The following is a 21,539-nucleotide window of genomic DNA, read 5'->3' as shown; positions in this document are numbered from 1 at the left end:
ATTCATCTGATGCAATACGCAGAGTACGACTGGTAGCCAGCAGTATTCGCGTGAACACTATTCGTCGCGCCATTGATGAGGGCTACAGGCTGATCAGTTTCGCCGGGACCACGTCCGGGTGTGGCGCCTCAGCTGACGGCGAGCATCGTCGAACCCCTGAGTGAGGTCGACACTGCTGTCTGCCTCCATCTGCATCGCCAAGGTCTTGATCTCGTGGTGGGTGACCCATGGCGAGAAGGAGTACGAAACGACCTCAGTCACTTCCTCAGTCGTTGAGTTCTGTCGGTATCGGAGGGTGGCGTGGTGAGCGAGGATCTGCGGATTGAGGCCAAGTCGAGCGCTAAGGCCGAGGTGGTCCCACTCAGCCTGCTCGGCCCGAGGTGGCCGCAACGCTCGGACCATCACCGACGGGTTCGAACTGGTGAGTAGCTGAGACGCCGCAATCATCGCGCCTTCGATCCGTTCCCGAGCAGTGCGGCCGGGGAGCATGATGAGTGGCGCTCCCGAAACTACGTCGGGAATGGCCAAAGTGAGGTCGTGGACTAGGCAGGTGATCACCCAGGCCTTCCGGCTCACCATTCCTCGCTCCCGACACCCGATGCCAGGCGGTTGCGTACATCCGGCGCGGCTCCCGGTTTCAGTGGGACGCGCTCTGCGAGCCACTCCCGGGCACGTGCAATGCGTGGCGCAGGATCTTCGCCCGAGTACATCACGTACTTCAGCGCTGCGTAGGTGACGACCTTGCTACTGGCCTCCAACACATCAGCCATCGGTTGCGGATCGGGCGTGGTGACTGTGCGGAAGTGTCCAGGCTCGTACTCTTCGCCCACTTCGATCGAAGTCAGTTCGAGGTTCGTCCAGTACATGCCATGTGCGGAACCGCTAGCGGCGCGCCAAAGCCGTTCGGCGGACGCCGCATCCAAGTCGAGGTCGCCTGGTCGGCACGCTTGCTGGATGACCCACAGGTAGCCATTAGGTGGGCGAACCTGTTCTTCTGTGAAGACGGGCGCGACGCGGGCGACCAGTTCCTCGTCCAGTAGTCTGACCCTTGCCTTGCCGACGGCATCAAGGCGACTCTTGCGGTATTCGGACAGGTCCCATCGGATCAGGCTCAGGTGTCGCCGGAGGCACTCGATCGGGTCGGTCGTGTCTAGTAACCAGACTGCCTGCGCTCCACTCTCGAGTGCGGCTCTTGCCAGTGTCTGCGCCGGTCGCATGGTGAAGGTTGTCGTCTGCTCTGGATGAAACTTCAGTGGGGCCGCGTAGTCGGCCCACATGATGAGGTGCTCCAGTGCCGAGCTCACATAGTGCCGCGCCCGGTCGGATACCTTCTCGAATGGGTATCGGGCGTCAACGTTGGCGAAGTTTGACCCCGGCGCTGGGTCGCTGACCGACTGAAACATGTGCTGGATGAAGCGGGCGCGATGCGAGATTTCCGTGAATGCTCGGCTGACCTCGGGTGGAACGGGGTAGCGGTGCTCATCCACAGACCAATTCTAGCTTCGAAGCGCGCTCCGCGGGGGCGCTCAGAGAACTGTCTGTACCGGGTCAGGGTGCCGCGAAGCTAGGCCCGAGGGTCATGGGTCGGCGCGGCGACTACGGCGCGGCGTTCACGGATTCGAGGCACCGAGCGGCGATGCCGAACGCCGGAAGGATGGGCTGACCAGCGAGCCAGTCGCGGAAGAATATTGACCGCGGCGTTCGATCCGTTCGGATGCGTTCAGGGATTTCGTCCCAGTTGACTAGGCACAGGTTCGCTCCGAGGTACAGCCATTCACTCAAGAAGGTCCGCCGTCCAAGGAACAGAGGCGCCACACGTAGTTCGACCAGTTGCTCAGGGTGATGTTCGGCGACGATCCGCCACAGCAGCAGTGCCTCCACCCACAGGCCGTGTTCGGCGTCGGTGTCGGCCAGGCCCTGAATGCGCTGCCCGGTTCGACTTGTAAATTCGCGCTTCTCGTACTCTCGCCAAGCGAATAGGTGAGACAGCGTCTCGACCAGTGCGCGCCGTAGTTCGTCCCGGTTCTGGCTCGACGCAGCAACGCGTGTCATGGCTGCGCGCAGATCGCCGGCCAGTTGCGCACGTAGGTCCATGGCCAGGACGTTACTCCCGGGCCCCGCTGTTTGGGGAGGGAGACTGGCTGGTGTTTCGGGCCTACTACAGATGATTCATATGATGCAATACGCAGACTAGGTAATGACATAACGGGTGTTATCGGCGGTGTGATCTTGGATGTGATCTAGCAAGGTTTGCGCTTGTGAGAGTCGTCGTGGCGTGAGATGCTGAGGACATGACGACGACTACGAGCGGGCCCCGTGCGGACCTTCGTGCTTACGAGGAGTCGATGCGGCTCAGCACCGCCGACTTGGTGACGCGGCTGCGCGAGAGCCTGGGTGCGAAGCTGGTCGCCTACCTGGGCTCGGTGACCGAGACGCGTGCGGTCAGGCAGTGGGCCGAAGGTACCCGGGAGCCGTCGACCGAGGTAATCAACCGGCTGCGCACCGTCTACCAGATCACAGCGCTGTTGCGTCAGAAAGACACCGCCGCCGTGGTGCAGGCGTGGTTCCAAGGCATGAACCCCCAGCTGGAGGATGTGGCCCCTGCGCGGCTGCTGCGCGAGGGTGACCTGTCGACGGTCGGCCCGCTGGTCCTCGCGGCCGCGCGAGCCTTCGCTGCCGTTGGCTAGGCACGTGCCGGCAACGCCTCAGCTGGTCCTGCTCCCTGTAGACCAACAGGTCTACAGGATCGGGTACGCGCCGGCCCCCTGGGCGTGGGCCGGCTGGGAGTTCGCCGGAACTGACGGCCGGTTCCCCGGCCGGTGGGATGACCACCGAGGCGTCTTCCGCACCACCTACGCCGGATCGACGCTGCTCGGTTGCCTGCTGGAGGTGCTTGCGCATTTCCGCCCAGACCCCGCACTGACAGCGCAGATGGCCGGCATCGAGGACGACGAAGCCTATCCCACTGCACCGGCCGGCCACGTGCCCTACAGCTGGCTGCAGCCCCGGGAGGCGGCCTCAGCCACCCTGCGGGGCACGTTCTGCGACGTCACCGCGACGGAGTCGATCGCCGCTCTACGGCCAACGTTCATCGCACTCGCCTACCGGCTCGGCCAGCCCGACTTCGACGCGGCCGCGCTACGACGGGCTCGACCGCGGGAGCTGACCCAGCATGTCGCCACGCACCTGCACGCCACGACCGAAGTCGCCGGCGTCCGCTTTGCCTCTCGCCACGGCGACGAGGTCGAACTCTGGGCGATCTTCGAGCACGCCGGCGACCCCAGCGTCAGCCCCCACCTGTCCAACCTCCGCCCCGTGGCGCTGCCCCCCGATCATCCGGAACTCGTCACGGCATTCCGACTACACGGACTGAACTGGGCCGAGGGGAGCTAACCTCAGATTCCGCCCTGTGCGGGTCCGCGAGAGGGCTGTTGCGGTTCCTCAAACGAGGCCGCGCGCTCCCTGGGATCGGCTGCGAGCTTCTCCTGCAATTGGCGCAGACGCGCCGCCGTGTCGTCGCCGGGACGTTGACCTGGGGAGACTGGACGTTGTGTCTGACGCGCCAGCACATCCTCGAGCAACGCGGCCGCGCGGGTTGGCTCGGGCCTGGCGGGGGTTTCGGCGTGGGGGGATGCGATAGCTGAGGCCGCATCGAGTGCCGTGGCCAGCCGCGGTGGGTCATGGGGTGCGCGGGTCGGCTGCCAGAGGATCTCCTGGGTATCGGCGACGACACCGTGCGAAATCACCCAATCTTTGCCTGCAAGTTCAGTGTGAGTCCTGGCTGCGGCCGCGGTGATGCCTGCCGCAGCCGCAGCCAGGCTCACACGCGCGATTGGAGCAACTTCGGTCACCGGTGCTGACTTGAGGTACTGCACGATGCTCACAAGTTGCCCAGTGGCGCGCCGCGGCGTTGCTTCGGGACGGATGGTGTTCAGCTCGCGGATGCTGATGCCGCGGAGCTGCTCGCGAGTCTGCTCGACCCAACCTGGCGGGCTAGGGGTGACTTCTCCCAATTTCTCCAGCACGGTCTCATGAGCCGCGGCGAAGAAGGCCGCGGTGGTGGGCGAGGCGTCATCATCGCGGATGAACGTCACGAGTCGCCGCTGTGCTTCGAGCAGCGTTGCAGCCGAGGTGACGCGCACGGGACGGGCGGCAGGGGTCAGACCAGTGTCGTCGCCACGCTCGCCGGGGAGGCCCGCGAGTCGTTGTACGTGCTGTGCGGCGAATCGAAGCGCTCTGCTCATGCCGTAGGCGTATTCGCCCGCACCGTCAGTATCGATCAGCTGGGCGTGCTCGTCGGCGATCGCAACGATGCTTGCCAGGGCGGTGGCGTCAGCCAGGGTGCGCCACTTCTCTTCTGAGCTCGCCAGCTCGCCATCGGCTCTTCCGCGCTCTCGGCCCGCGACAGTTAGGTCGAGAACATGCCGCCACGTGGCCTCCGTCTCGTTGTGTGGCTCGCCTCGCAGAACGTCAGCGGGCAGCTGCGACAGGGCCGGGCGGGGGTAGATTTGCAGGAGGCCGGCGAAGGCCCGCGCGGGGTCCCTCTCGAGTTCGCGAACGGTCGGGGGACGTTTGCGCTCGGCGAGCTGCTTAGGGTGGTAGACACCGGCACGAAGGGTCATGGCTTCGGCGAGGTCAATGGTCTCCTGGCGAGTGGCCAGCACGAGGCCCTTCATCCGCTCGTCGGTGAGTGCCTCGGTGAGGTCTGCACGCGCCGACATCGCCCAGTGGCGGGCGATGTCGGCGATGTCCTGCACTTGCCACGCGCGCATGGCTATTCGTCATCCTCGACCGCGCCGCTGAGCATGTCCCCGGCGTCGACGAGTCGGAGCATCTCACGCGGTGTTGTTGCGGCTACCAGTGCCTCATCGAGCGCAGCCTGAGCCTCGGTGAGTGTGGGGGCTGCGGGTAGCTCGGGGGGTGGTGGGTAGGGCGGGGTTACCTCGGAGATGAGGGCGTAGGCCATCATCGCGTACGAAGCCAGGCCTGGCCGGCCCTGGGTGGAGATGGCGTGGAGCACGCCGCGCAGGTGCTCCATGGCGGTGCTCTGGGGCGAGGTAGGAATCTTCATCTCTGGATAGTCCGCGGCCACCTCACCCCTCCTCAACTTCCAGCGCGCATACTGTGGATAGCGTTGCACAATACCGGTCACGTGTGGATACCCGGCATGAACCCGGTGCGCGCTCGGGTGAGCAGCAGGCACAGCGGCCGCGCTGGTCATGACTGCGCCAATCGCAGTGAACTGACGGCCGGGACGGTATCTGGATGTGCCTGCACGTCCGCCGCGATGTGCGCGGCGAGGGCCTCAGGATCGCTATCGGTAGGTTGTTCCGCGGGCTCTCGATGTCCGCCGGCACAGTTCTTGAACCCCCAGGCCGCCCCTGTCATCCGGGTGTGGATGCTGTTCATCTGGTCATGCCAGATGGCGGCCTCGCGTGAGGGCTTGTCGGACTCGTATGCGGCGCGCCAGGCGACCATGAGCGCTGTCAGGTGCTCGACCACGGCCGGGTGACGGAACCAACACGGATGAATCGTCCAGTCCGGGTTGACTCGCCCGTACCGCTCGTTGTGCCACTCGACCCAGCGCGTGAGCTCCCCCACAGGGCCTCGCGGCGTTCCCCGGTTGTGGCGCGCCAGGACCAGGGGGCGGCGGCCTCAGACTCGGGTGTGCCGGCGGCCCGCTCTACCAGTGTGGCCACGATGTCCGTCAGGTCATCAATCTGACCCTGGAGGCGGTCAAACTCGCGCTGGTTTGCATTGTTCTCGTCCTCACTCATGCCTCCGCTCCTTCCTCGCTGGTTGCTACTGCGGGCGCCGGGATGGGTGTCTCCCGCCGGCGGCGAAGGGCATCGGCGTTGCGCCCGGTGAGCTTCTCTGCGATGTGCTCGCATTCCCTGATCCAGGCGGCATCGGGGCGTTCCCACCATGGTGGGAGGTTCACTAGTCCGGCGCGCAGGTTGCGATAGAAGAAGAGGGCCTGCTGATCGGGGATCGCACGGACCTCGTCGGGGCGCATCCGGTCTTCCCAGCTGGCGGATGTGCTCACCGATGGCCCTGACCCGGCACTGCTGCCGCTGGAGGTGGTGGTGCGCGTGACCTCGTAGGTGCCCACGGCTCGGGACAGATCTTGCTGGAGGTCTTCCTCGGTGATGCCCGGCAGGTAGTACTGTGCCGTGGCGTTACCGCGAATGGCTTCCGCCTGCTCTCTCCCCCACCGGTGCCGCAGCTGGGACCTGGATTGCACCACCACGACCGGGCAGATCCCCCGGCCGCCGGCATCGGACATGAACTGGTCCAGGTGGGGCAGGGGGGCGATGTTAGTGACCTCGTCCAGGATGGGTGAGAACGGCGGCCACAGGCGTCCACCTGGCCGGGTCTGCGACACTCGCTGCGCCGTGCGCATGATGTAGTCGGTGAGCATCGTCAGCAGCGGGGCGAGAGCCTCCTCGCCGGCCTCGGAGACGATGTAGAGGGTGTTAGCCCCGTCGAGGAAGCGCTCGACGTCAAAGTTCTGACCCAGCGGCGGGCATAGTGCCTCGAGGACACGGGGAGAATCCAGCGGAGCGAGGATTCCCGACAGGGTCATGGCCAGAGAGTCAACGGTTTCTCCCGCACGGCCCTGAGTGCGGGCACGGAGCTTGTCCGCCCACCCTGCGTCGCCCACCGTGGGTGAGGCCTGCAGGATTCGCTGCGGCTCACTGTCGGTGAAGTCAGCGGCCCAGCGCACCACGTCGCGCATGGACCCACCGTCAGGCTTGATGGCGGCCGCGTGCAGGTAGTACCCGAGGACCTCGCCCGCCCGCGCCTGAAACCAGGCGCTGTTGCCCCCGCCTCCCCCACTCGGTGTGCTCGCGCTGCCAAGGGCCTTGCCGCGGGCAATGGCCTCCTCGGGGTCCTCGCACCCAGCGACCGGGTCGAAGTTCGCCTTGTCGGGCCACCCGGTCACGTCTCGAAGATCGAAGGCGAGCACCTCACCGGTGGCGTGCGGCCTCGGCGCCCAGTGGCGCGCCTTGCGGGTCTGGTCACGCCAAAGTGTCCATCGGCTTCCTACTGGCTTCGGCGGGCAATGACGCGATGACCGACTCACCGCCGTGGTGAGCACGACATCGCCTTTGGTGGTGGTGACCAGCACCGGTCCGGGTGCATCCAGCACCCGCGGCACCACAATGCCCGACGACTTCCCGCTACGTTGGGGAGCCAGGGCGAGGACCGCGTCCTCGTGCTGCAGGTGCAACTCCACTCCATCAACCCGACCCAACGGCACCGTCAGTAGTTCGGTACTCAGTTCCTCACCCTTGGTCGCGGTTGCCAGGATCCGCCGGGCTCGCTTTCGAGCAGCCTTGCCCCGCAGCGCCGGAAGATCGGCGATCTTCAGCGCCTGTCGGCGTTTCGACGCCGACCGAGTGCGTTCCCGTCGTGCGCGCGTGGCCACCCGCACAACGACCGCCAGGATGCCCAGGAGGAGCAGCGCCCACACGGTGTAGACCGCAACGGGCGAGAGCGCAGCCTCATACCCTGCTACGGGGTTCGTGGGACTGGAGAACACAACGGTGATCGTGTCCATCGGACCGGGCACCGGCCCGTCTCCTAGGGCAGCGACCACGGCTACGGCCGCATGCAGGCTGGCCAGCACGGCCAATGCTGCCCCGCCCCCGATCAGCACCAGCTTCATTCCGAGGTCGTTCACTGCTGCCCCTCTCTCACAGGTCCACACCCATGGTGGACATGAACGCGGTTGGCTCGGTGGCGCTCCCGTCGATCCACACCTCGAAGTGCAGGTGCGGACCGGTGGACTGACCGTTGGAGCCCACCAACGCGATCGCCTGGCCTGCGTTGACGTGATCGCCTGGGCTGACCAGCACCCCGGACTGATACATGTGCACGTACAGAGTCCACACGCTGTGCCCGTCGACCTCGCCGTGGTCCACGAGGACCTGGCACGGGGATCGCCCCTGCCAGGCCTCGCAGCTGGTGTGGGTGACTACACCATCGGCAGCCGCGAGGATGGACGTTCCAGCTGCCGCCGGCAGGTCCACCCCCGCATGCAGGCTCAGCACCCCGGTCACCGGGTTGACGCGCTGCCCGAAGGTGGACGTCACGGAGGACCCCGGCAGCGGGGTTGTCCACTGCCCGGAGCTGACCCCAGCCCCACCGATGGTGCAGTCCACCTGCTCGACGTCGATATCCGCCAGGCCGGCAACAATCCGCGCCGCCGCCGGCCAGTACTCGCTGTAGTGGTCCGGGTCCAGGTTTCCTTGCACCGAGTTCGCCGCCAGCGTCGGTGCCATGGATTCCCACCCGGGGGTATCGAGCAGCCCTGGGGAGCCATCGCGCCCGCCTTGGTAGAACAGTGTGGCCGCAGTGTAGGGGTCCATACGCTGCTGCTGAGTGCCCCACCACTCCTGCTGCTGGAACAGCCCCAGCGATGAGGTCGGGCTACCGTCGGGGTTGCGCACCCCGCTGGTCTCCCAATCGCCGTAGTCAATGTTCACCAGGGTGGACTCACCGAGCGCGGTCATGACCGCGATCGTCTGCGCACCTCGGGATGCCCCGAGGTCGGCACCGGCAGACATGATCGCCGCGGCATTATTCAGCTGCTCGGGACTGAACTCCTCCAGCAACTCGGGCGGAACCTGCTCCTCGGACACGCTCAGCGCCTGGCCCTGGGTGCAGGCACGCATCGGTGAGGCAGCGGCCGGGCCCTCGTGCCCGCCGCTGACCATCAGCAGGACCACGATGCCGCCGAAGGCGAAGGCCACGATCAGCGCCACACCGCTGACACCCACGACGGCCTTCATTGCTGCAACTCCGCACGCTCAACGACCCAGTCCTCTCCCACCTCGGAGCGGGACAGCGTCACCGCGAACACGCCAGCGCCAGTGGGAACCTCCACGCTCGCGAGAAACACCGACGAGGCATCCACAACTGCCGCGCCGCCCACAATCTCGGTGCTCGGCACGTTGCGCGGATCGACGGTCGTGTACTTCTCCTGCGCATCCGCCGAGAGGAAGCCGCGAATCCCGGCGTACCAGTCCCCCCGGGACAGGTCGGTGCGCAGAAATGCACGTATGAAGGCCAATGCTTGGTCCTCGGCACGCTCCTCCGCGGCAGAGTCCCAGGTCGGCAGTGGCGCGGCCGAATCAGTAGGGTCTGGGTGTGCCGGCGGCGGGCTCGGCGCGGCAGACTCGCTCGCTTCCTCAGACGCCACGAGGTCCGTCGCCGAGGGCGAGGAGGGGTCAGGCTCCTGCTCTTGTTCCGTCGCCGCCGGTGCGGTGGCCGCTGGTGTAGGCGATTCTGGTGCGGTAGCCGCGCACCCGCCCGCCAGCGCTATGGCTACAGCGACCGCACCGGTCACCTGCAACAGCGCCCCTCGATCGCACCACCGCGTGCTCATGAGACCAGCGCGGAGTCGGTGTTGGTCAACCGGGCTTCCTCAGGGGTCAAGACCCCCTCGACCTGAACCTCACGCGCGCCGCCGATCTTCAGCAGCGAGGTCCCGGTGGGCAGCTCCATGATCGTGCGGCGCGCATCGGGTGCCAGGTCGAACATCTCCCCGCAGCGCGCGGCGTCGGCAGGTCTGGTCTGCCGGAAGATGTGAACGGTCTGGGCCTCCTGGATCAGCGCGAGTGCCGGCGAGTCGGCCGGGATATCGGCGATCTTGTGGAACACGAACACCAGGCACATCCCCAGCCCTCGGTGCAACTTGGTATCGGCGCGGAGCATCTCCCCCACTGGTCCGGAGCTGAACTGCCAGCCCTCCTCGGCGATCACGTGGGTCTTCATCCGGTTTCCCGCTCGGCGCTGGGTGCGAATCCGCCCCGTCAGCCACATGTTCGCCACTGCCATCACCGCGGGAATGATCGGACCGTCGGCGGGAAGTTGTGAGATGTCGAAGGAGGTCAGGCGGCTGTTCAGCTGGAACGCCGAGCTGGTGTCTCCGTCGAACACCCCGCCGTACTCGGCCAGGAAGTCGTTGATCAAGTACCGCATTAACAGGCCTGCCTGGTGCAGCCGCTCCTTGGCGGCGGCCGAGTGGTCGGCGTAGTCCCCTGACCTGATGAGGCCGAGCCGCTCCCCCAGGTCGGCCAAGGTGGGGATCCTGTGGTCCACCTCCTGCCGGGTCAGCGTATAGGCCGCCCGCAGCGCCTCCCGCTCTACCTCGTTGAGTTCTGAGCCGCGGGCTAGTTCGCACACTGTCCGCAGCAACCGCAGCTGCCCGCTGTCTCCGCGAACCAGCCCGACTGACGGGTCGAGCAGGTTCAACCGCGCCGTGTCCGCTCCTGGCTCCACGCTGAACTTCAGCGGGTCGTTGCCATAGAAGCGGGTCAGTTCGGAGTACTCGCCCTCGCCACTCTCGTCCTTGCGGTCGTAGACCACCACCTGACGGTCTCCCAGCGCCAGTGCACGAAGCGCGTAGTTGCACTTCGTGCACGTGGATTTGCCCGCCCCCACGTCGCCGATCACCGCGACGTTGGTGGAGGAGACCAGGTGCGGGTAGGCCGTGATTGGGTCGTGCGCGACGATCGCGCGGGAGAGCACATCGCGTCCCTGCGGAATTCCCTTCGCGCCCGTGGGCTCACCAATGATCGCGGGGTTGAGAATCTCCGCCTGCCGGGTCGTCGTGGAGGCCCCGACCGGCTGGGGAGCGTAGTAGCCTCGCCGGGCCAGCCACAGCCGGGGCCGTGCCGGCATCCCCGCCCCTGGAACCGCTTGAGGACCTGACCGGAGTCGTCGAAGAACTCACCGCCCACGATCCCCGTCGGCGGGCCGGCGGGGGGCTCCACCTGGGTCTCGCTTCGTCGCCGGCGGGCACGACGCCCGCCCGGTCCTTCGTCCTCGCGGGCCTCGCTCCCCGAACGCACGTCCTGGCTCATGTCAGCGACTCCTTCGAAGACTTACCCGTCAGCATTCCGGCGAGACGTTCCGAGGCATCCATCCCGCTCGGGCGGATGCCCCGCGCAAGGGGCCAGGTGCAGCCCATCGCAGCGGCCTGGTAGGTGTCGAGCCACTCGACCTTGGCACCCAGCGCCGTAGCGAACCGGTCACGCACCACACGTACCGCGCGGCGCAACTCCTCCCGGGAGCGGGCCGAGAGCGTCACGTATCCGACCCATTCAGCGCCATGGTGCGGCTGTCCTGGACGCAGGTCCGCTCGGCGCCGCTGCGCCGCCGTCAACGTCACCGCGTCCTCGTCATCCACCAGACGCCCCTTCTCCCGCGCGGCGTTGATGTTCGCTGAGTCTTGCGTCACCGCCCGACGAGCCCGCACCCTGGCCCCCTCCGCCGGCCGCGTCAGGATCTGGAACGAGATGGTCCGGATGATCTGATCGGGCATGCCCGTAAGCATCGGCAACAACCACAGTGAGGTACGTTCCTCACTCGAAAGCCCCTCCGAGGTGATCATCCCCGTGGTGTGCCACCACTCCGCCGGCTGTCGGGTGAGTGGATCACTCCCGGTCACCACGTATGCCCCGTACTCCTCCCGCGCTGGCTCCCCCACATCCAGCAAGCCCACGTCCGTGACCTGGTCGATCGGCCGCCCCGGGTCCTGCATGTGCCGTATCACCGCCACGGTCTGCCGGGCAGATAGTGGTCGAGCCCCACCGAAGGCCGGTCCCAGCACACCCTGCATGGTCTCGATCTCCGTCGCCATGAACTCTCGCCACCCACGCTGGCGCAGGCCATACCGTGCCGCCTCCGCCTTGAAAGCAGCCGTCAGCGGCCACCGAATCACAACGAAGTGCCGCTGGATCAGCGCACCCTTGGACAGCATCCGCAACGCGGAATCGTAGGAGCGCAGCACCACCTCCGGGGCGGAGGTGTCCATCCGATCAAGGATCCAGGACTCGTGCAGAGCCGAATCCGGCGGCAGCACCCTGGTCAAGATCTGCGCCACCTGCGGTGCCCGCAGCTCCGGCGCGAACGACTCCAGGAACTGCGAGACTGCCGCGGCGGCCGTCTCGACCGACTCATCCGACTCCACCCCACGGTGCTGGCCACCCACAGCCCAGCACACCGACAGGTACGGCTCCTCCCCCACTGGGGTCTGCCACGCGATGCCCGGCCTCCCGGCCTCTGCCTGGAGCCAGCCCAGACCCTCGCACCCATCGGGCCACTCCCTGACAGCGGCCGCCTCCTTGCGGTGACGCCACCCGCGACCCACCAGCTCTTCCCACAGAGCATCATCGAAGGGGCTGAACCGTGTCAGACCCGAACGCACCTTCGATCGCCAGCGCCACCAGCGCACCACTCGCTCGACGAGCGTGCCCCGAGGAGTCGATGCCGTCAGCAGCAGCGCGACCACCACCAGGCCAGCGGCAACCCAGAGGCCCGCGGTGTCCCCCAGCGCAGCAATGACCAGCGCCGCCGGGACGATCACCATCATCGTCCGTGACCGCACCGTGGAGCGACCGAACAAGCCCCGGTGAGCGGCGTCCCCACCAATACTGGACGTGCGCATCAGCTGACCTCCTCGCGACCCATGTCCTGGGAAGCGGTCTCGCCGGCCTTCTGCGAGGTGTCCACAGTGGTGTCCCACGCCTTCTTCACACCGGCAGCAGCAACTCCCAGGCCAGCACCCACGGCGGCGCCGACCGGACCGAGCTTGCCACCGGTGGCAGCGCCCTCAGCCACTGTCGCGGTCCCGGCCGCTCCCGCACCACCAGCGGCGCCACCGGCGGCACCGCCCGCACCACTGGCGGCGGTGGCCCCGCCTCGAGCCGCGCCAGCGGCTCCGACACCATCACCGCCAGAGGAAGCGCGGCGGAGGACTGCCCAGCGCCAGTGCCACTTCCGGCACCGCTGAGGCCAGACCGGTGCTCGTTCGCGCGCTGCTCCAGCGCCCCGGGCTGCTGTTCTCCAGACCCCGACCCGCCAGACTCACCCTGCCCACCCGAAGGGGTGGACTCACTTCCCCCGCCTCCACCGGCCGCGCCGCTCGAGGCACTGTCTGCAGTACTTGCCTGCTGCGCCTGGGCGTGATCGCTCAGCGACTTGCTCCCACCGCCGCTGCCGGCGCCTGCCGCCCGGAGGACAGCGATGGGCCGGCCTGCCCAGCCGTTGACGGCAGCACCTTCGCCAACTTGAACAACATCAGCGGCGAGACCCCGGCGAGGATCATCGCAAACCCTGCAGCAAGCGCCTGGGCGACAGAGTTCATCCCCGGGTCGGCGAGGAATGCGAACCCAGCATCACCAACCCAATGGAAGGCGATCCCCAGCAACAAAAACACCAGTGCATGAGAGGCGAGGATGCACAGCCATACCATCACCGCCGAGTCCGCCAATCCGCGGCGCTTTGGGTCCATCCGCCACACCTGCGTCAACGGGAAGAGCACCCCGACGAAGTACAACGTCACCAGTGCGATCAGATGGGCAAGGACCACCAGCACCAGGCCGATGATCAGGAATAACAGGACAGCGACCGCAAGCAGCCAGCCGCCGGCCTCCGGCAGGAACCCCTCGGTGTCGGCGAACTCCTGCAGTCGCGCCACCACCCCCTCAACACTGTCCTGAACAGCCCACCCCAGCAACGCATCAGAGGCAGCGCCGACCACCTGCGCGACCATGTACCCGACCAGCGGGCCAACCATCGACCCAAGGAAGAACCACACACCCTGATACGTCAGCGCGTCCACCACGTCCGCAGAAGCAACCGACCCCGACGCCAAACGAACCAGGTTCAAGATCGACAGCACCGCCATCACGAAGAACGCCAGCCCGAACGTGACCGCATACGCCGACAAGAACCACTCCGCGGACAAGTCTGGCTTCGTCGCCTCCACCAACGACGGCATCACCGACCCCGCCAACCACGACGTGAACGTCTCCAACTGCTCCAGCAACCACCCCGGCGGATCACTAAAAAAATCAGCCGCACGGGCAGCTGAGGCGACGGTCGGCCCGACCCCTGTAAGCGACATGGCGGTGTCCCAGAACGTCGACGCTGCAGAATCTGCGCCATCGCGACTCACGGTTGACACGCCAGCAACCGTCTCGAGAGCGGTCTGCCACCAGGGCTGGTTCTCCCCCGACATCAGCCGCACCCGCTGGTAAAGGCAGTGCCGATCGACTCCATGTCCTCGTAGTCGCGCATCTGGGCTTCGAAGGCGGACCAGCGCCATACTCCGTCAGAGCGCGTCAACGTCAGGGTCGCTTGGATGCGGGAGTCTGTCGCTAACTCCCCGTCGATCACCGGCAGCAGCGCTAGACTCACAACCAATTCGTCCGCCGTAGACGACTCGACGTACCAGAGGGCGCCGCTGGTGGAGACCCACCTCGAGGTGTCTGCGTCTACCGAGTCGGCAGCGGACTCAAACAGTTCCGGGATGCTGGAATCCGCGTGCTCGGCCACGATCGCGGTGCGCTGAGCATCCGTAGGTTCGGCCCAGGGCTCCTGCCAAAACCACCGCATGAGTGAGGCGGCGAATGCAACGCCCTCCTCGTCCGAGGCGACGTCGGCTTGCTCTTGGGCGGCGAGCACCATCTCAGGGGTCCGGTCGGGCCCTCCGAGACAGCCGTCGACCTGCCCGTCCGCGGCGGTGGTGTCGGTGGGGCTCGGCGGCGTGGTGGTGTTCTCGGGTGGGTCACCGCCTTGGTCGCGGCCGAGCCACCATCCACCAAGGAGCGCGGCGACCACGAGGACCACCACGCCCGCGGTCACCAGCGGCCACTTGGGTCGCTTCGGGAATGGCGTCGACGAGCTCATCACACCCCCGTCAAGACGAAGATGCCCGTGTAGATGACTCCAAGGAGCAGTAGTCCGATCACGGCGGCACCCGTGCGCAGTGCTGAGGTCTTCGATTGCTGATACATGGCCGGGTTGTCGTCCTTGGCGTTAGCCATCGACACGATTGCTTTGATCGCGAGGAATGCCGTCACGACTACGGCGACACCCCACACCCCGGCGAGCAGGCGCTGCCACGTTTCGGTGAACGCTCCTCCCCACAGTCCGAAGTCTGGTGAGACGCCATCGAAGGGATTCCCGCTGGCCAAGATATCCATCATGATCGGCTCGATCACTGCCGTACTCCTGTCTGTGAAACGCGGTGACTGAACGCGTGCGAGATCGCGGCCGCGACCCGCACGAGGGCTCTCTGGGTGCCTTCCTGCAGCGCATCCCAGCGCAGCACACCGTCCTCAGCGATGTGCGGGTCGAAGGGCACGTTGATGATGCTGCCGGTGGTGTCGGTGAACCATTCCCGCCACGAGGCCACCTGTTCCGGGGATGCTTTCAAGGACTGGCCCTTGTCCGAGACCACGGTCACGGCCGAGGCCACCAAGTCCTCCCGGCCGGCTTCGCGCAGCTGGTCCACCAGTCGCCCGGCGGTCACGACTGAGTCACGAGTCCACTGGATCGGGATCACCAACACGTCCGAGGCCGCCAGGGCGGCCACGAAGTTCGCCGCCTTCGGGTTGTTGCCGGTGTCGATCATGATGATGTTGTAGAACCGGCCGAGCAGCTCGTGAATGCGCTCGAACTGCTCCCGGTCAACCATCGCCATCCGAGTCGGGTCTTCATCTGAGATCAGCGCATCGAAATGGCCGGCGGCCTGATGGTGGGTGTATTGGCCGAGATCGCCACGTCGAGCACGTACGTGCTCGAACCTGTCCAGGTCATCCACCAGGTCCACAACCGTCGTCCGGTACGGCCCAACCTCCGTGCGGATTCCCATCGTGCCCAGAGTCTCGTTGTTGTCCCAGGCGCACACTCCCCCGCCACGCAGCTCCCCGAATGCGGCAGCCAGAAGCAGCGATAGCGGGGTCTTGCCCCGACCACCCTTGGGGTTCGCCACCATGGCCGTCAGCAGCCGCGGAAAGTTGGCGTTGACGGCCGCCCGGTCAGCATGCCACTCCACCACCCGTGGATCGGGCGAAGGTGAGGCCAAGCCGAAGGTCATCGTCCGCACCGCCCGCCGCCACCCCGTCAACGGGAGCTGCGATGCTGCAGGGTCGGGCTCCATCAGCTCGGCCGCACGGCGCGCCCGGCGAGTCGCAGGAGCCTCGCCGCCGCTGACCGCCTCCTGGTGTGGAGCAGGTCGCATCGACTGCGGTGGCACGTTAACGGGGTCAGGCTGCCAGTCTGAGGGCACCGCCTCAGATTCGTCGGGCGGCTGGGGTACAGCCCCGGGGAAGGGCGAAAGCGGTGGGGCTGGCGCGGCCTCCTGGAAGGACTGCACCCGCTCAGCGCCGCCAAAGAGCGGGGGACGCGGATCACTGGTCACCGTTAGAACTCCATTCCGAACTCAAGGTGGAAGGATTCCGCCGGGACCGGCTCACCGAGGTCGTGGCAAACCGTAGCGACGGTCCACACTCATCGACTTCCAGCTCCACGACCTGCCGACGCTCCCCCGCCGATGTCTCGTACTCGCGCTGACGCAGGCGACCACGGGCCAAGACCCGCACTCCCTTGGACAGCGACTCTCCAGCATTCTCTGCCAGATCACGCCACGCCACGCAGCGAATGAACAGAGTCTCACCATCTGCCCATCGCCCGGTGCGGGAGTCGAACACGCGCGGCGTCGAGGCGAGGGTGAAGCGGGCGGACGCGGCGCCGCTTGGCGCGAATCGCAGATCAGGATCGGCGGTCAGGTTGCCCGCCACCGTCAGTTCCGTGTCATACATCGACCTCTCCCCATCTCCTCAGACGTACAACCCTTGACCGGCCACGTCTGCGGGCGAGGGAAGCCCGTCCGCATCAGAAGGGTGGCTCTCACGCAACCGTTGATCCATCGCGCGGCACTGCTGGCGACCGTCGAGGTCGGGGCCGCCGGTGGTGGCTGTGTTGGTTCGCACCCACTGTGCACTGCGCTTGATCTGATCTGGGCGGAAACCGGACCAGTGCTGGCGAGCGTTGATCACCACGACCGGTGCCTGGGCGTACCCCAGCTCCTCGGTGATGTACTCCAACTGGTCGGCGTTCGCTGGTTCGGTGATGTCAACTCTGGAGTAGTGAACCCCCTCCACCAACCCCTCCCTGGCGAGTACCTTGTAGGTCATATCGCACTGGATGCATCCGGAGGGCTTGCTGTAGACCGTCATCGGCGGCCGCACCGCCCTTGAATCGTTCGCTGCCATGGGACTCGTCCTCCCTCGATGTCCACTTAAAAGTACGCTATGCGACTTCTTGGACCTTGTCTAGGGCATATGGTGCATGTTTTACTCGATGTGTGTACTCAGTCGAGGGCGCCGAGCGCGAGGTAGGCCAGGCATCATGGAGCCCATGCCGAGTTATGCGCTGCCGCCGCACATGCGAGAGGACGTGTCCATGGCGGTGGAAATTTTCGGCAACAAGGCCCGGGTCGCGATCCTGGGACACCTGGCCACACTGGCCCCAGGAGAGAAGCAGACGCGCGGGCAGATCGTGGAAGCCACTTCGCTCGAGCCTGTTCTGGTGGGCCGCCACCTCCTGGCCCTCGAGGAGCTCGGCCTGGTCGACGTCGACCAGCCGCCTGGCGATCGCCGCGGCACCCGACCGCAGTACCGGCTCAACCGCGACAAGACCGAGGAGGTCTACAAGACCCTCGGCGCACATCTGGGGTTTCTCGTGCCGCGTTCCGCCCTGGACGTGGAGGCCATCGACGAGCACCTCGACGGGCTCCGCTCCCTCTTGCACCGCGACTGACTCCACACGCTCGCCGCTCACGAAGGCCACGGGTGCCACCTTCGAGTGGGGCCGACACGCCGAGGGGGCATCCCCCGCTGCCGATATCTATATCCCTACTGTTGCCTGCATGGCAGCGAAGATTCGGCGGGCACGTGGTTCCGCGATTGACGTGGTCGGTTTGTTCGTCAAAGTCCAGCCCGAGGTCAAGGACAGTTTCGAGAACCTCGCGGTGGCCACGGGTGCGTCCAAGTGGGCGCTCATCGAGGCGATGATCGCCCACGCCGAGCAGGATCTCGCGAACGGCCGCGGCGACTGGCTACCTACCGCTGACTCCGAGCAGGAGGCGCTGCTCAGCGCGCAGGAGGTGAAGCAGCTCAAGAAGAGCGCATAACGACATAAAGCGAGGGCCGGCCCCGTAGGGCCGGCCCTAAAGTCCGAAGGTTCTCACCCTTCTTGCTTGGCGGCGGGAGGTGAGAGCCCCAGATCAACGCACCCTTGGTGCGTTCAATCGCTGGGAGTCACCATAGCAACCTCAGCGGCACCACCGCTACCACAACACCCATCCCCGACACCGCGTGTCGCCCGCCGGCGGCGGGTGAACGTTCGCAGGGAGCGCACTCCCCTAGCGATCGCAGCGGCGATCCCGCACGGTTCTATCCGTATTCGCCGCGCGTCAGGGTGGGTGGCGCTGGTGGACGAGCGAGCCGATGCCGAGCTGCTCCGCACGGACCGGCGGGCCACGTTGCACGCCCTCGCCCTGGCGCTGCTCGAACGCAGCGATGCAACGCGCACCACGGCACCATCATGGGCGTTCTTGGGAGCGGACCGGCCGCTCACGAGCCACCGTCGCCCGTCACCTAGCCGATCTTCAACGATGGGGCCTGCTGGGTGTGGTCGCCAGCGGCCGCCGTGGAATCTTCGCCCCCGGAGGGCGCCTGTCGAAGCGGCTCGTGGCCGGCAGCCAAGTCCCCTCCACCAACGGCCAGGGAGACCCGGCGAACGAGGTGGCCGTCTACGTGCTGTGCCAGGTCTCGCCGGTTCAGCTCGTCGACGACGAGGCAGGTGTGGATGAATATGAGACCCCTCCCCTGGAAAGGGTTAACGCATCCCCCCGCACACGCGCACGCGAAGAGTCCCGAACCCGAACGGAGCCGCTCCGCGGCACCGGCTCTCAGGCCGCTCCGCGGCCACCACACCGAGCCGCTTGGCGACAGCTCGCAGCATGGCCAGCCTCCGTACCGCCAAGCGGCAAGGAAGAGATGCTGCGCGCTGCTGCCGAGCTACAACGTCGCCTCCCGGTGCTGCGTCGTATCAGCACCCAGCATGTGCGATCGGTGTGCCGAGAGTTCTTCCTCGCCGGATGGACAGTGGGCGACGTGCACCTAGCCATCGACCGCAAGCCCGGTGGCACCTGGCCCCACGACGGCGACCACGGCGTGACCAACGTAGGCGCCTGGCTGACGTACCGGCTGCGTGCCTGGCGCACCGCCGAAGGCACCGTGCGCCGCTCCCCCAGCCAAAAGGCCGCCGCCGAGCACTCCGCAGCACGCGCCGCGCCAAGGCCCGCGCCGAGGAGAGCGCCCGCGCCCGCACAGAACTCAGCTCCGACCCCCGCCACAGCGCCGCACGCGAGAGCGCGATGGCCACCATCCGAGCCATTCTTAGCGGCAGCAGAACTCGAGATGGTGCCTCGTGACACCCTCAGACCTGATCCAAGTCCCCATGACGGACCTAAACACCCAGGCGCGACTTCACCGACTCGCGTGGACCGCCGCCCTCGCGGTGCGCCCACGGCCCTCGCGCGCACGGCTGCTCATCACCCTCAGCACCTACGTGATGCTCGGCCTGATCTGCCTCGCGGACGCGGCCGTCATTATCTGGTTCTGCTGGATCACCTCCGCGCTAGGCCCGATCGCACTACTGAGTGGCGGCCTGATCGCGGCCGGCCTCGCCACTCTTGGCACCACCGTGCTGGTAGGCGGACCAGCGAACGTGCTCCTCGCCCGAGTGCAGGGCGGGCGAGTCTGGACCACCCCATCGCGCACCGCCTTCGCCGCCGTGCGGCCCCGCAAACACCACCCGTCACCGTTCAACCACTTCGCACGCGCCGGGCACGGCACCGCGTTCAGGCAAGCCCTGGGCCACCAACTACTACGGGAGCACGGAAGCATCCTCGTGCGCGCCATCAACCCCGCAGTCCGCGCCCGCTACATCAGCGAAGCACACACCGCCGGCCTCACCCTCACGCGCCTCGGACGGCGCAACCTGCTCCTCACCAGCACCACCGCAGCGAGCACGTGAGCACGCACGACCGCACCGCCGGCTGCTCAGCGGTCGCTACCTGACCGCCCCTCCCTTGCCATCCATTCCTCGGTGTGCTCAGTCCGGCACACCGTGATCACCGGCCGCGGCCGACGCGTTCGACCGCGTTCGCCCACACCCAGACACGCTCTGAACGTCCGTGTTCATCAACCAGCTCGACCTGCGCCGCCCGCCGGTCCAGGCGATCGCGCGGCCCTCTGCCCGCACGACGCCCTGCCGAGGACGGCTCACCCACACTCTGACCACAATTGGCTCACTCGCCTGTGTCGTCGGCTCACCCACCGCCGCGGGCGGGAGAGTCTCTGCACGATCACGCATCGGCACCCGATCCGGGTGCCGGCCTTCACCAGTCACCACCCCAGCATAGAACGTCTGTTCCACGTATGCAGGGCACACCTACGCTCCCGCGCCCGCACTCAGCGCCATCGGCGGCAGAGCCCCCCTGCCCATCACTACTCTTTCCCCTTGCTCCGCCTGAGTTGCTGGACATCCGCCCGGAGCTGCTCGACCTGGCGGTCATAGACCTCACGGACATCTGTCACCCGCTGCTCGCCGTGGCCCCGTTCGCGCTCTACGTCACTGCGGGCGGAGTCGCGCTCTGCCGTGACCGTGGCCAGCGTCCCGCGAATCTCAGCCATGGACTCATGTGCGCGGTCCAAGTCGTCGCGGGTGGAGTCCAGCTGGTCACGTACATCGGCTGTCTCGGCTTCAGCCCGTTTGGCACGGTCGCCCTCAGCCTTGGCACGACTTTCCGCGACGGCGGCGCGCTGTTCGGCCTCGCTCCGGCGGCGCTCAGCATCCTCAACCTCACTGCGTGCAGTATCGCGCTCACCTACCACGGCAGCCATCTCTGACTTGACGGCTTCGAGGTCGGCGCGCACCTGGTCGGCCTCGGCCTGGGCGCTCTCGGCATCCGCACGCGTGCGGGCGATCTCTTCCGCGAGCCCCTCCCCCGCCGCCCGAGCCTCGGATAGCTCGTCGCGGGCCCTGCCGAGACTCTCGGTCAGCTCTTCGACCTGCTCCGCCGCCTCGGCTGCCGCGGCGTCGGCCTCCTCGCGATCGGCCTCGGCCCGCCGTTGTACCTGTTCCGCACGGGTGGCGCGGGCGTTGGCGCTGGCGACCTGTTCCGCGGCCTCGGTGGTCATGGACTCGATCTGTGCCTCGACAGCCTCCGGGTCGCTCACCGTGCGCAACTCATCGACGAGTGTGGTGAGCTGCTGCCCAAGGTGCTCGATCATGCCGGCGACCTGACCGGTGATCTCACTCGCGCGCTGGCGCGCCGCGTCGACCGGACGGGCCTCCTCGGCAGCCACCTCACCGTCCGCTGCCGCGAGCCGCCGTCGAGCACGCCACGCTGCGGCCCGGGTGTGCTGGGGATCGTCGCAATACTCCGGTGGCCGGCCCGTCTCGGCCCCCGCTGGCATCGCCGGACGAGAACACCCCGGGAAGCGGCACGTGCGCTGGTCTGTCTGCTGCTCGCTCATAGCGTCACTCTACACAATGACGTAACGAAACGGAAGACGTAAAACGAAAGACGTAACGTAACTAGAAAGAAAGAAAGCGGGCGTGCATGCTTGCCAGCATGAAAGAAAGCGGGCTAGCATGTAGGGATG

Annotated in this window: 23 protein-coding genes; 5 read left to right on the top strand and 18 right to left on the bottom strand. The window is 66.9% G+C overall.

All coding sequences use genetic code 11. The features are described from left to right. Positions 1-572 precede the first annotated feature (572 nt). Complete coding sequence (locus FU260_RS00120) at positions 573-1,487, bottom strand: hypothetical protein (RefSeq protein ID WP_147915209.1); 915 nt, start codon at positions 1,485-1,487, stop codon at positions 573-575. Between the two features lie 109 nt (positions 1,488-1,596). After that, the gene (locus FU260_RS00115; protein ID WP_147915208.1) at positions 1,597-2,094 is read right to left on the bottom strand and encodes a hypothetical protein; all 498 of its coding nucleotides are present in this window, start codon (positions 2,092-2,094) and stop codon (positions 1,597-1,599) included. Between the two features lie 197 nt (positions 2,095-2,291). Here FU260_RS00115 and FU260_RS00110 point away from each other — a divergent pair, with 197 nt between their 5' ends. Both FU260_RS00110 and FU260_RS00105 read left to right on the top strand, forming a co-directional pair. Then, positions 2,292-2,687, top strand: a complete 396-nt coding sequence (locus FU260_RS00110; protein ID WP_147915207.1) for a hypothetical protein — start codon at positions 2,292-2,294, stop codon at positions 2,685-2,687. A gap of 4 nt (positions 2,688-2,691) precedes the next feature. After that, the gene (locus tag FU260_RS00105; RefSeq protein ID WP_168211575.1) at positions 2,692-3,393 is read left to right on the top strand and encodes an RES domain-containing protein; all 702 of its coding nucleotides are present in this window, start codon (positions 2,692-2,694) and stop codon (positions 3,391-3,393) included. A gap of 2 nt (positions 3,394-3,395) precedes the next feature. Here the strand turns inward: FU260_RS00105 and FU260_RS00100 are convergent, their stop codons facing one another. The 15 genes from FU260_RS00100 to FU260_RS24440 all read right to left on the bottom strand — a co-directional run bounded on the left by FU260_RS00100 (position 3,396) and on the right by FU260_RS24440 (position 17,075). Further along, positions 3,396-4,772: a hypothetical protein gene (locus tag FU260_RS00100; protein ID WP_147915205.1), complete on the bottom strand. Its 1,377-nt coding sequence runs from the start codon at positions 4,770-4,772 to the stop codon at positions 3,396-3,398. A gap of 2 nt (positions 4,773-4,774) precedes the next feature. After that, a complete protein-coding gene (locus FU260_RS00095) occupies positions 4,775-5,071 on the bottom strand; it encodes a hypothetical protein (protein ID WP_147915204.1) in 297 nt (98 codons plus the stop codon). Between the two features lie 146 nt (positions 5,072-5,217). Then, on the bottom strand, positions 5,218-5,601 hold the full coding sequence (locus tag FU260_RS00090; protein WP_147915203.1) for a hypothetical protein: 384 nt from the start codon (positions 5,599-5,601) through the stop codon (positions 5,218-5,220). A 172-nt stretch (positions 5,602-5,773) separates the two neighbouring features. Beyond that, a complete protein-coding gene (locus FU260_RS00085; protein WP_147915202.1) occupies positions 5,774-7,687 on the bottom strand; it encodes a type IV secretory system conjugative DNA transfer family protein in 1,914 nt (637 codons plus the stop codon). A gap of 13 nt (positions 7,688-7,700) precedes the next feature. Beyond that, a complete protein-coding gene (locus FU260_RS00080) occupies positions 7,701-8,798 on the bottom strand; it encodes a M23 family metallopeptidase (protein ID WP_147915201.1) in 1,098 nt (365 codons plus the stop codon). Then, positions 8,795-9,079 carry a hypothetical protein gene (locus tag FU260_RS00075; protein WP_147915200.1) on the bottom strand — a complete coding sequence of 95 codons (285 nt, stop codon included), beginning with the start codon at positions 9,077-9,079 and terminating at the stop codon, positions 8,795-8,797. The genes FU260_RS00080 and FU260_RS00075 overlap by 4 nt, the downstream gene beginning before the upstream one ends. A 311-nt stretch (positions 9,080-9,390) precedes the next feature. After that, on the bottom strand, positions 9,391-10,692 hold the full coding sequence (locus FU260_RS00070) for an ATP/GTP-binding protein (RefSeq protein WP_147915199.1): 1,302 nt from the start codon (positions 10,690-10,692) through the stop codon (positions 9,391-9,393). A 178-nt stretch (positions 10,693-10,870) separates the two neighbouring features. Next, positions 10,871-12,460 (bottom strand): hypothetical protein, encoded by a 1,590-nt coding sequence (locus tag FU260_RS00065; RefSeq protein ID WP_147915198.1) that lies wholly within the window; start codon positions 12,458-12,460, stop codon positions 10,871-10,873. After that, positions 12,460-12,633: a hypothetical protein gene (locus tag FU260_RS23395; protein ID WP_168211574.1), complete on the bottom strand. Its 174-nt coding sequence runs from the start codon at positions 12,631-12,633 to the stop codon at positions 12,460-12,462. The genes FU260_RS00065 and FU260_RS23395 overlap by 1 nt, the downstream gene beginning before the upstream one ends. A 352-nt stretch (positions 12,634-12,985) precedes the next feature. After that, positions 12,986-14,035 carry a hypothetical protein gene (locus FU260_RS00055; RefSeq protein WP_147915197.1) on the bottom strand — a complete coding sequence of 350 codons (1,050 nt, stop codon included), beginning with the start codon at positions 14,033-14,035 and terminating at the stop codon, positions 12,986-12,988. After that, positions 14,035-14,706, bottom strand: a complete 672-nt coding sequence (locus tag FU260_RS00050) for a hypothetical protein (protein ID WP_147915196.1) — start codon at positions 14,704-14,706, stop codon at positions 14,035-14,037. Before FU260_RS00050 ends, FU260_RS00055 begins: the two co-directional genes overlap by 1 nt. Then, the gene (locus FU260_RS00045) at positions 14,706-15,020 is read right to left on the bottom strand and encodes a hypothetical protein (RefSeq protein WP_147915195.1); all 315 of its coding nucleotides are present in this window, start codon (positions 15,018-15,020) and stop codon (positions 14,706-14,708) included. The genes FU260_RS00050 and FU260_RS00045 overlap by 1 nt, the downstream gene beginning before the upstream one ends. Then, positions 15,017-15,898 (bottom strand): MinD/ParA family ATP-binding protein, encoded by an 882-nt coding sequence (locus tag FU260_RS00040; RefSeq protein ID WP_147915194.1) that lies wholly within the window; start codon positions 15,896-15,898, stop codon positions 15,017-15,019. Before FU260_RS00040 ends, FU260_RS00045 begins: the two co-directional genes overlap by 4 nt. Before the next feature lie 313 nt (positions 15,899-16,211). Continuing rightward, on the bottom strand, positions 16,212-16,622 hold the full coding sequence (ssb, locus tag FU260_RS00035; RefSeq protein WP_147915193.1) for a single-stranded DNA-binding protein: 411 nt from the start codon (positions 16,620-16,622) through the stop codon (positions 16,212-16,214). Positions 16,623-16,640: 18 nt separating this feature from the next. Beyond that, entirely contained in the window at positions 16,641-17,075 is a 435-nt protein-coding gene (locus tag FU260_RS24440) for a glutaredoxin domain-containing protein (RefSeq protein ID WP_342355233.1), read from the bottom strand. Positions 17,076-17,220: 145 nt separating this feature from the next. Between FU260_RS24440 and FU260_RS00025 the strand changes: the two genes are divergently transcribed. The 3 genes from FU260_RS00025 (at position 17,221) to FU260_RS00015 (ending at position 19,905) form a co-directional block, all read left to right on the top strand. Beyond that, the gene (locus FU260_RS00025) at positions 17,221-17,622 is read left to right on the top strand and encodes an ArsR/SmtB family transcription factor (protein WP_168211573.1); all 402 of its coding nucleotides are present in this window, start codon (positions 17,221-17,223) and stop codon (positions 17,620-17,622) included. Between the two features lie 109 nt (positions 17,623-17,731). Then, positions 17,732-17,995 (top strand): hypothetical protein, encoded by a 264-nt coding sequence (locus FU260_RS00020; protein WP_147915191.1) that lies wholly within the window; start codon positions 17,732-17,734, stop codon positions 17,993-17,995. 1,331 nt (positions 17,996-19,326) lie between these two features. Then, positions 19,327-19,905, top strand: a complete 579-nt coding sequence (locus FU260_RS00015; RefSeq protein WP_147915190.1) for a hypothetical protein — start codon at positions 19,327-19,329, stop codon at positions 19,903-19,905. A gap of 473 nt (positions 19,906-20,378) precedes the next feature. Here the strand turns inward: FU260_RS00015 and FU260_RS00010 are convergent, their stop codons facing one another. After that, positions 20,379-21,410 (bottom strand): coiled-coil domain-containing protein, encoded by a 1,032-nt coding sequence (locus tag FU260_RS00010; RefSeq protein ID WP_147915189.1) that lies wholly within the window; start codon positions 21,408-21,410, stop codon positions 20,379-20,381. Between the last annotated feature and the right edge of the window lie 129 nt (positions 21,411-21,539).

It is taken from the genome of Ruania zhangjianzhongii (genome assembly GCF_008000995.1).
In the GTDB taxonomy this organism is placed as follows: Bacteria; Actinomycetota; Actinomycetes; order Actinomycetales; family Beutenbergiaceae; genus Ruania; species Ruania zhangjianzhongii.
This window is presented reverse-complemented; position numbering and strand designations above follow the sequence as displayed.

What these genes read in the sequence shown, in the direction of transcription:
- FU260_RS00115 (WP_147915208.1), bottom strand. Translation starts at nt 2,094, where the DNA reads ATGGACCTACGTGCGCAACTGGCCGGCGATCTGCGCGCAGCCATGACA.
- FU260_RS00110 (WP_147915207.1), top strand. Translation starts at nt 2,292, where the DNA reads ATGACGACGACTACGAGCGGGCCCCGTGCGGACCTTCGTGCTTACGAG.
- FU260_RS00100 (WP_147915205.1), bottom strand. Translation starts at nt 4,772, where the DNA reads ATGCGCGCGTGGCAAGTGCAGGACATCGCCGACATCGCCCGCCACTGG.
- FU260_RS00095 (WP_147915204.1), bottom strand. Translation starts at nt 5,071, where the DNA reads ATGAAGATTCCTACCTCGCCCCAGAGCACCGCCATGGAGCACCTGCGC.
- FU260_RS00080 (WP_147915201.1), bottom strand. Translation starts at nt 8,798, where the DNA reads ATGAAGGCCGTCGTGGGTGTCAGCGGTGTGGCGCTGATCGTGGCCTTC.
- FU260_RS00070 (WP_147915199.1), bottom strand. Translation starts at nt 10,692, where the DNA reads ATGCCGGCACGGCCCCGGCTGTGGCTGGCCCGGCGAGGCTACTACGCT.
- FU260_RS00065 (WP_147915198.1), bottom strand. Translation starts at nt 12,460, where the DNA reads ATGCGCACGTCCAGTATTGGTGGGGACGCCGCTCACCGGGGCTTGTTC.
- FU260_RS00055 (WP_147915197.1), bottom strand. Translation starts at nt 14,035, where the DNA reads ATGTCGGGGGAGAACCAGCCCTGGTGGCAGACCGCTCTCGAGACGGTT.
- FU260_RS00050 (WP_147915196.1), bottom strand. Translation starts at nt 14,706, where the DNA reads ATGAGCTCGTCGACGCCATTCCCGAAGCGACCCAAGTGGCCGCTGGTG.
- FU260_RS00040 (WP_147915194.1), bottom strand. Translation starts at nt 15,898, where the DNA reads ATGACCTTCGGCTTGGCCTCACCTTCGCCCGATCCACGGGTGGTGGAG.
- ssb (WP_147915193.1), bottom strand. Translation starts at nt 16,622, where the DNA reads ATGTATGACACGGAACTGACGGTGGCGGGCAACCTGACCGCCGATCCT.
- FU260_RS24440 (WP_342355233.1), bottom strand. Translation starts at nt 17,075, where the DNA reads ATGGCAGCGAACGATTCAAGGGCGGTGCGGCCGCCGATGACGGTCTAC.
- FU260_RS00025 (WP_168211573.1), top strand. Translation starts at nt 17,221, where the DNA reads ATGCCGAGTTATGCGCTGCCGCCGCACATGCGAGAGGACGTGTCCATG.
- FU260_RS00020 (WP_147915191.1), top strand. Translation starts at nt 17,732, where the DNA reads ATGGCAGCGAAGATTCGGCGGGCACGTGGTTCCGCGATTGACGTGGTC.
- FU260_RS00015 (WP_147915190.1), top strand. Translation starts at nt 19,327, where the DNA reads ATGACGGACCTAAACACCCAGGCGCGACTTCACCGACTCGCGTGGACC.
- FU260_RS00010 (WP_147915189.1), bottom strand. Translation starts at nt 21,410, where the DNA reads ATGAGCGAGCAGCAGACAGACCAGCGCACGTGCCGCTTCCCGGGGTGT.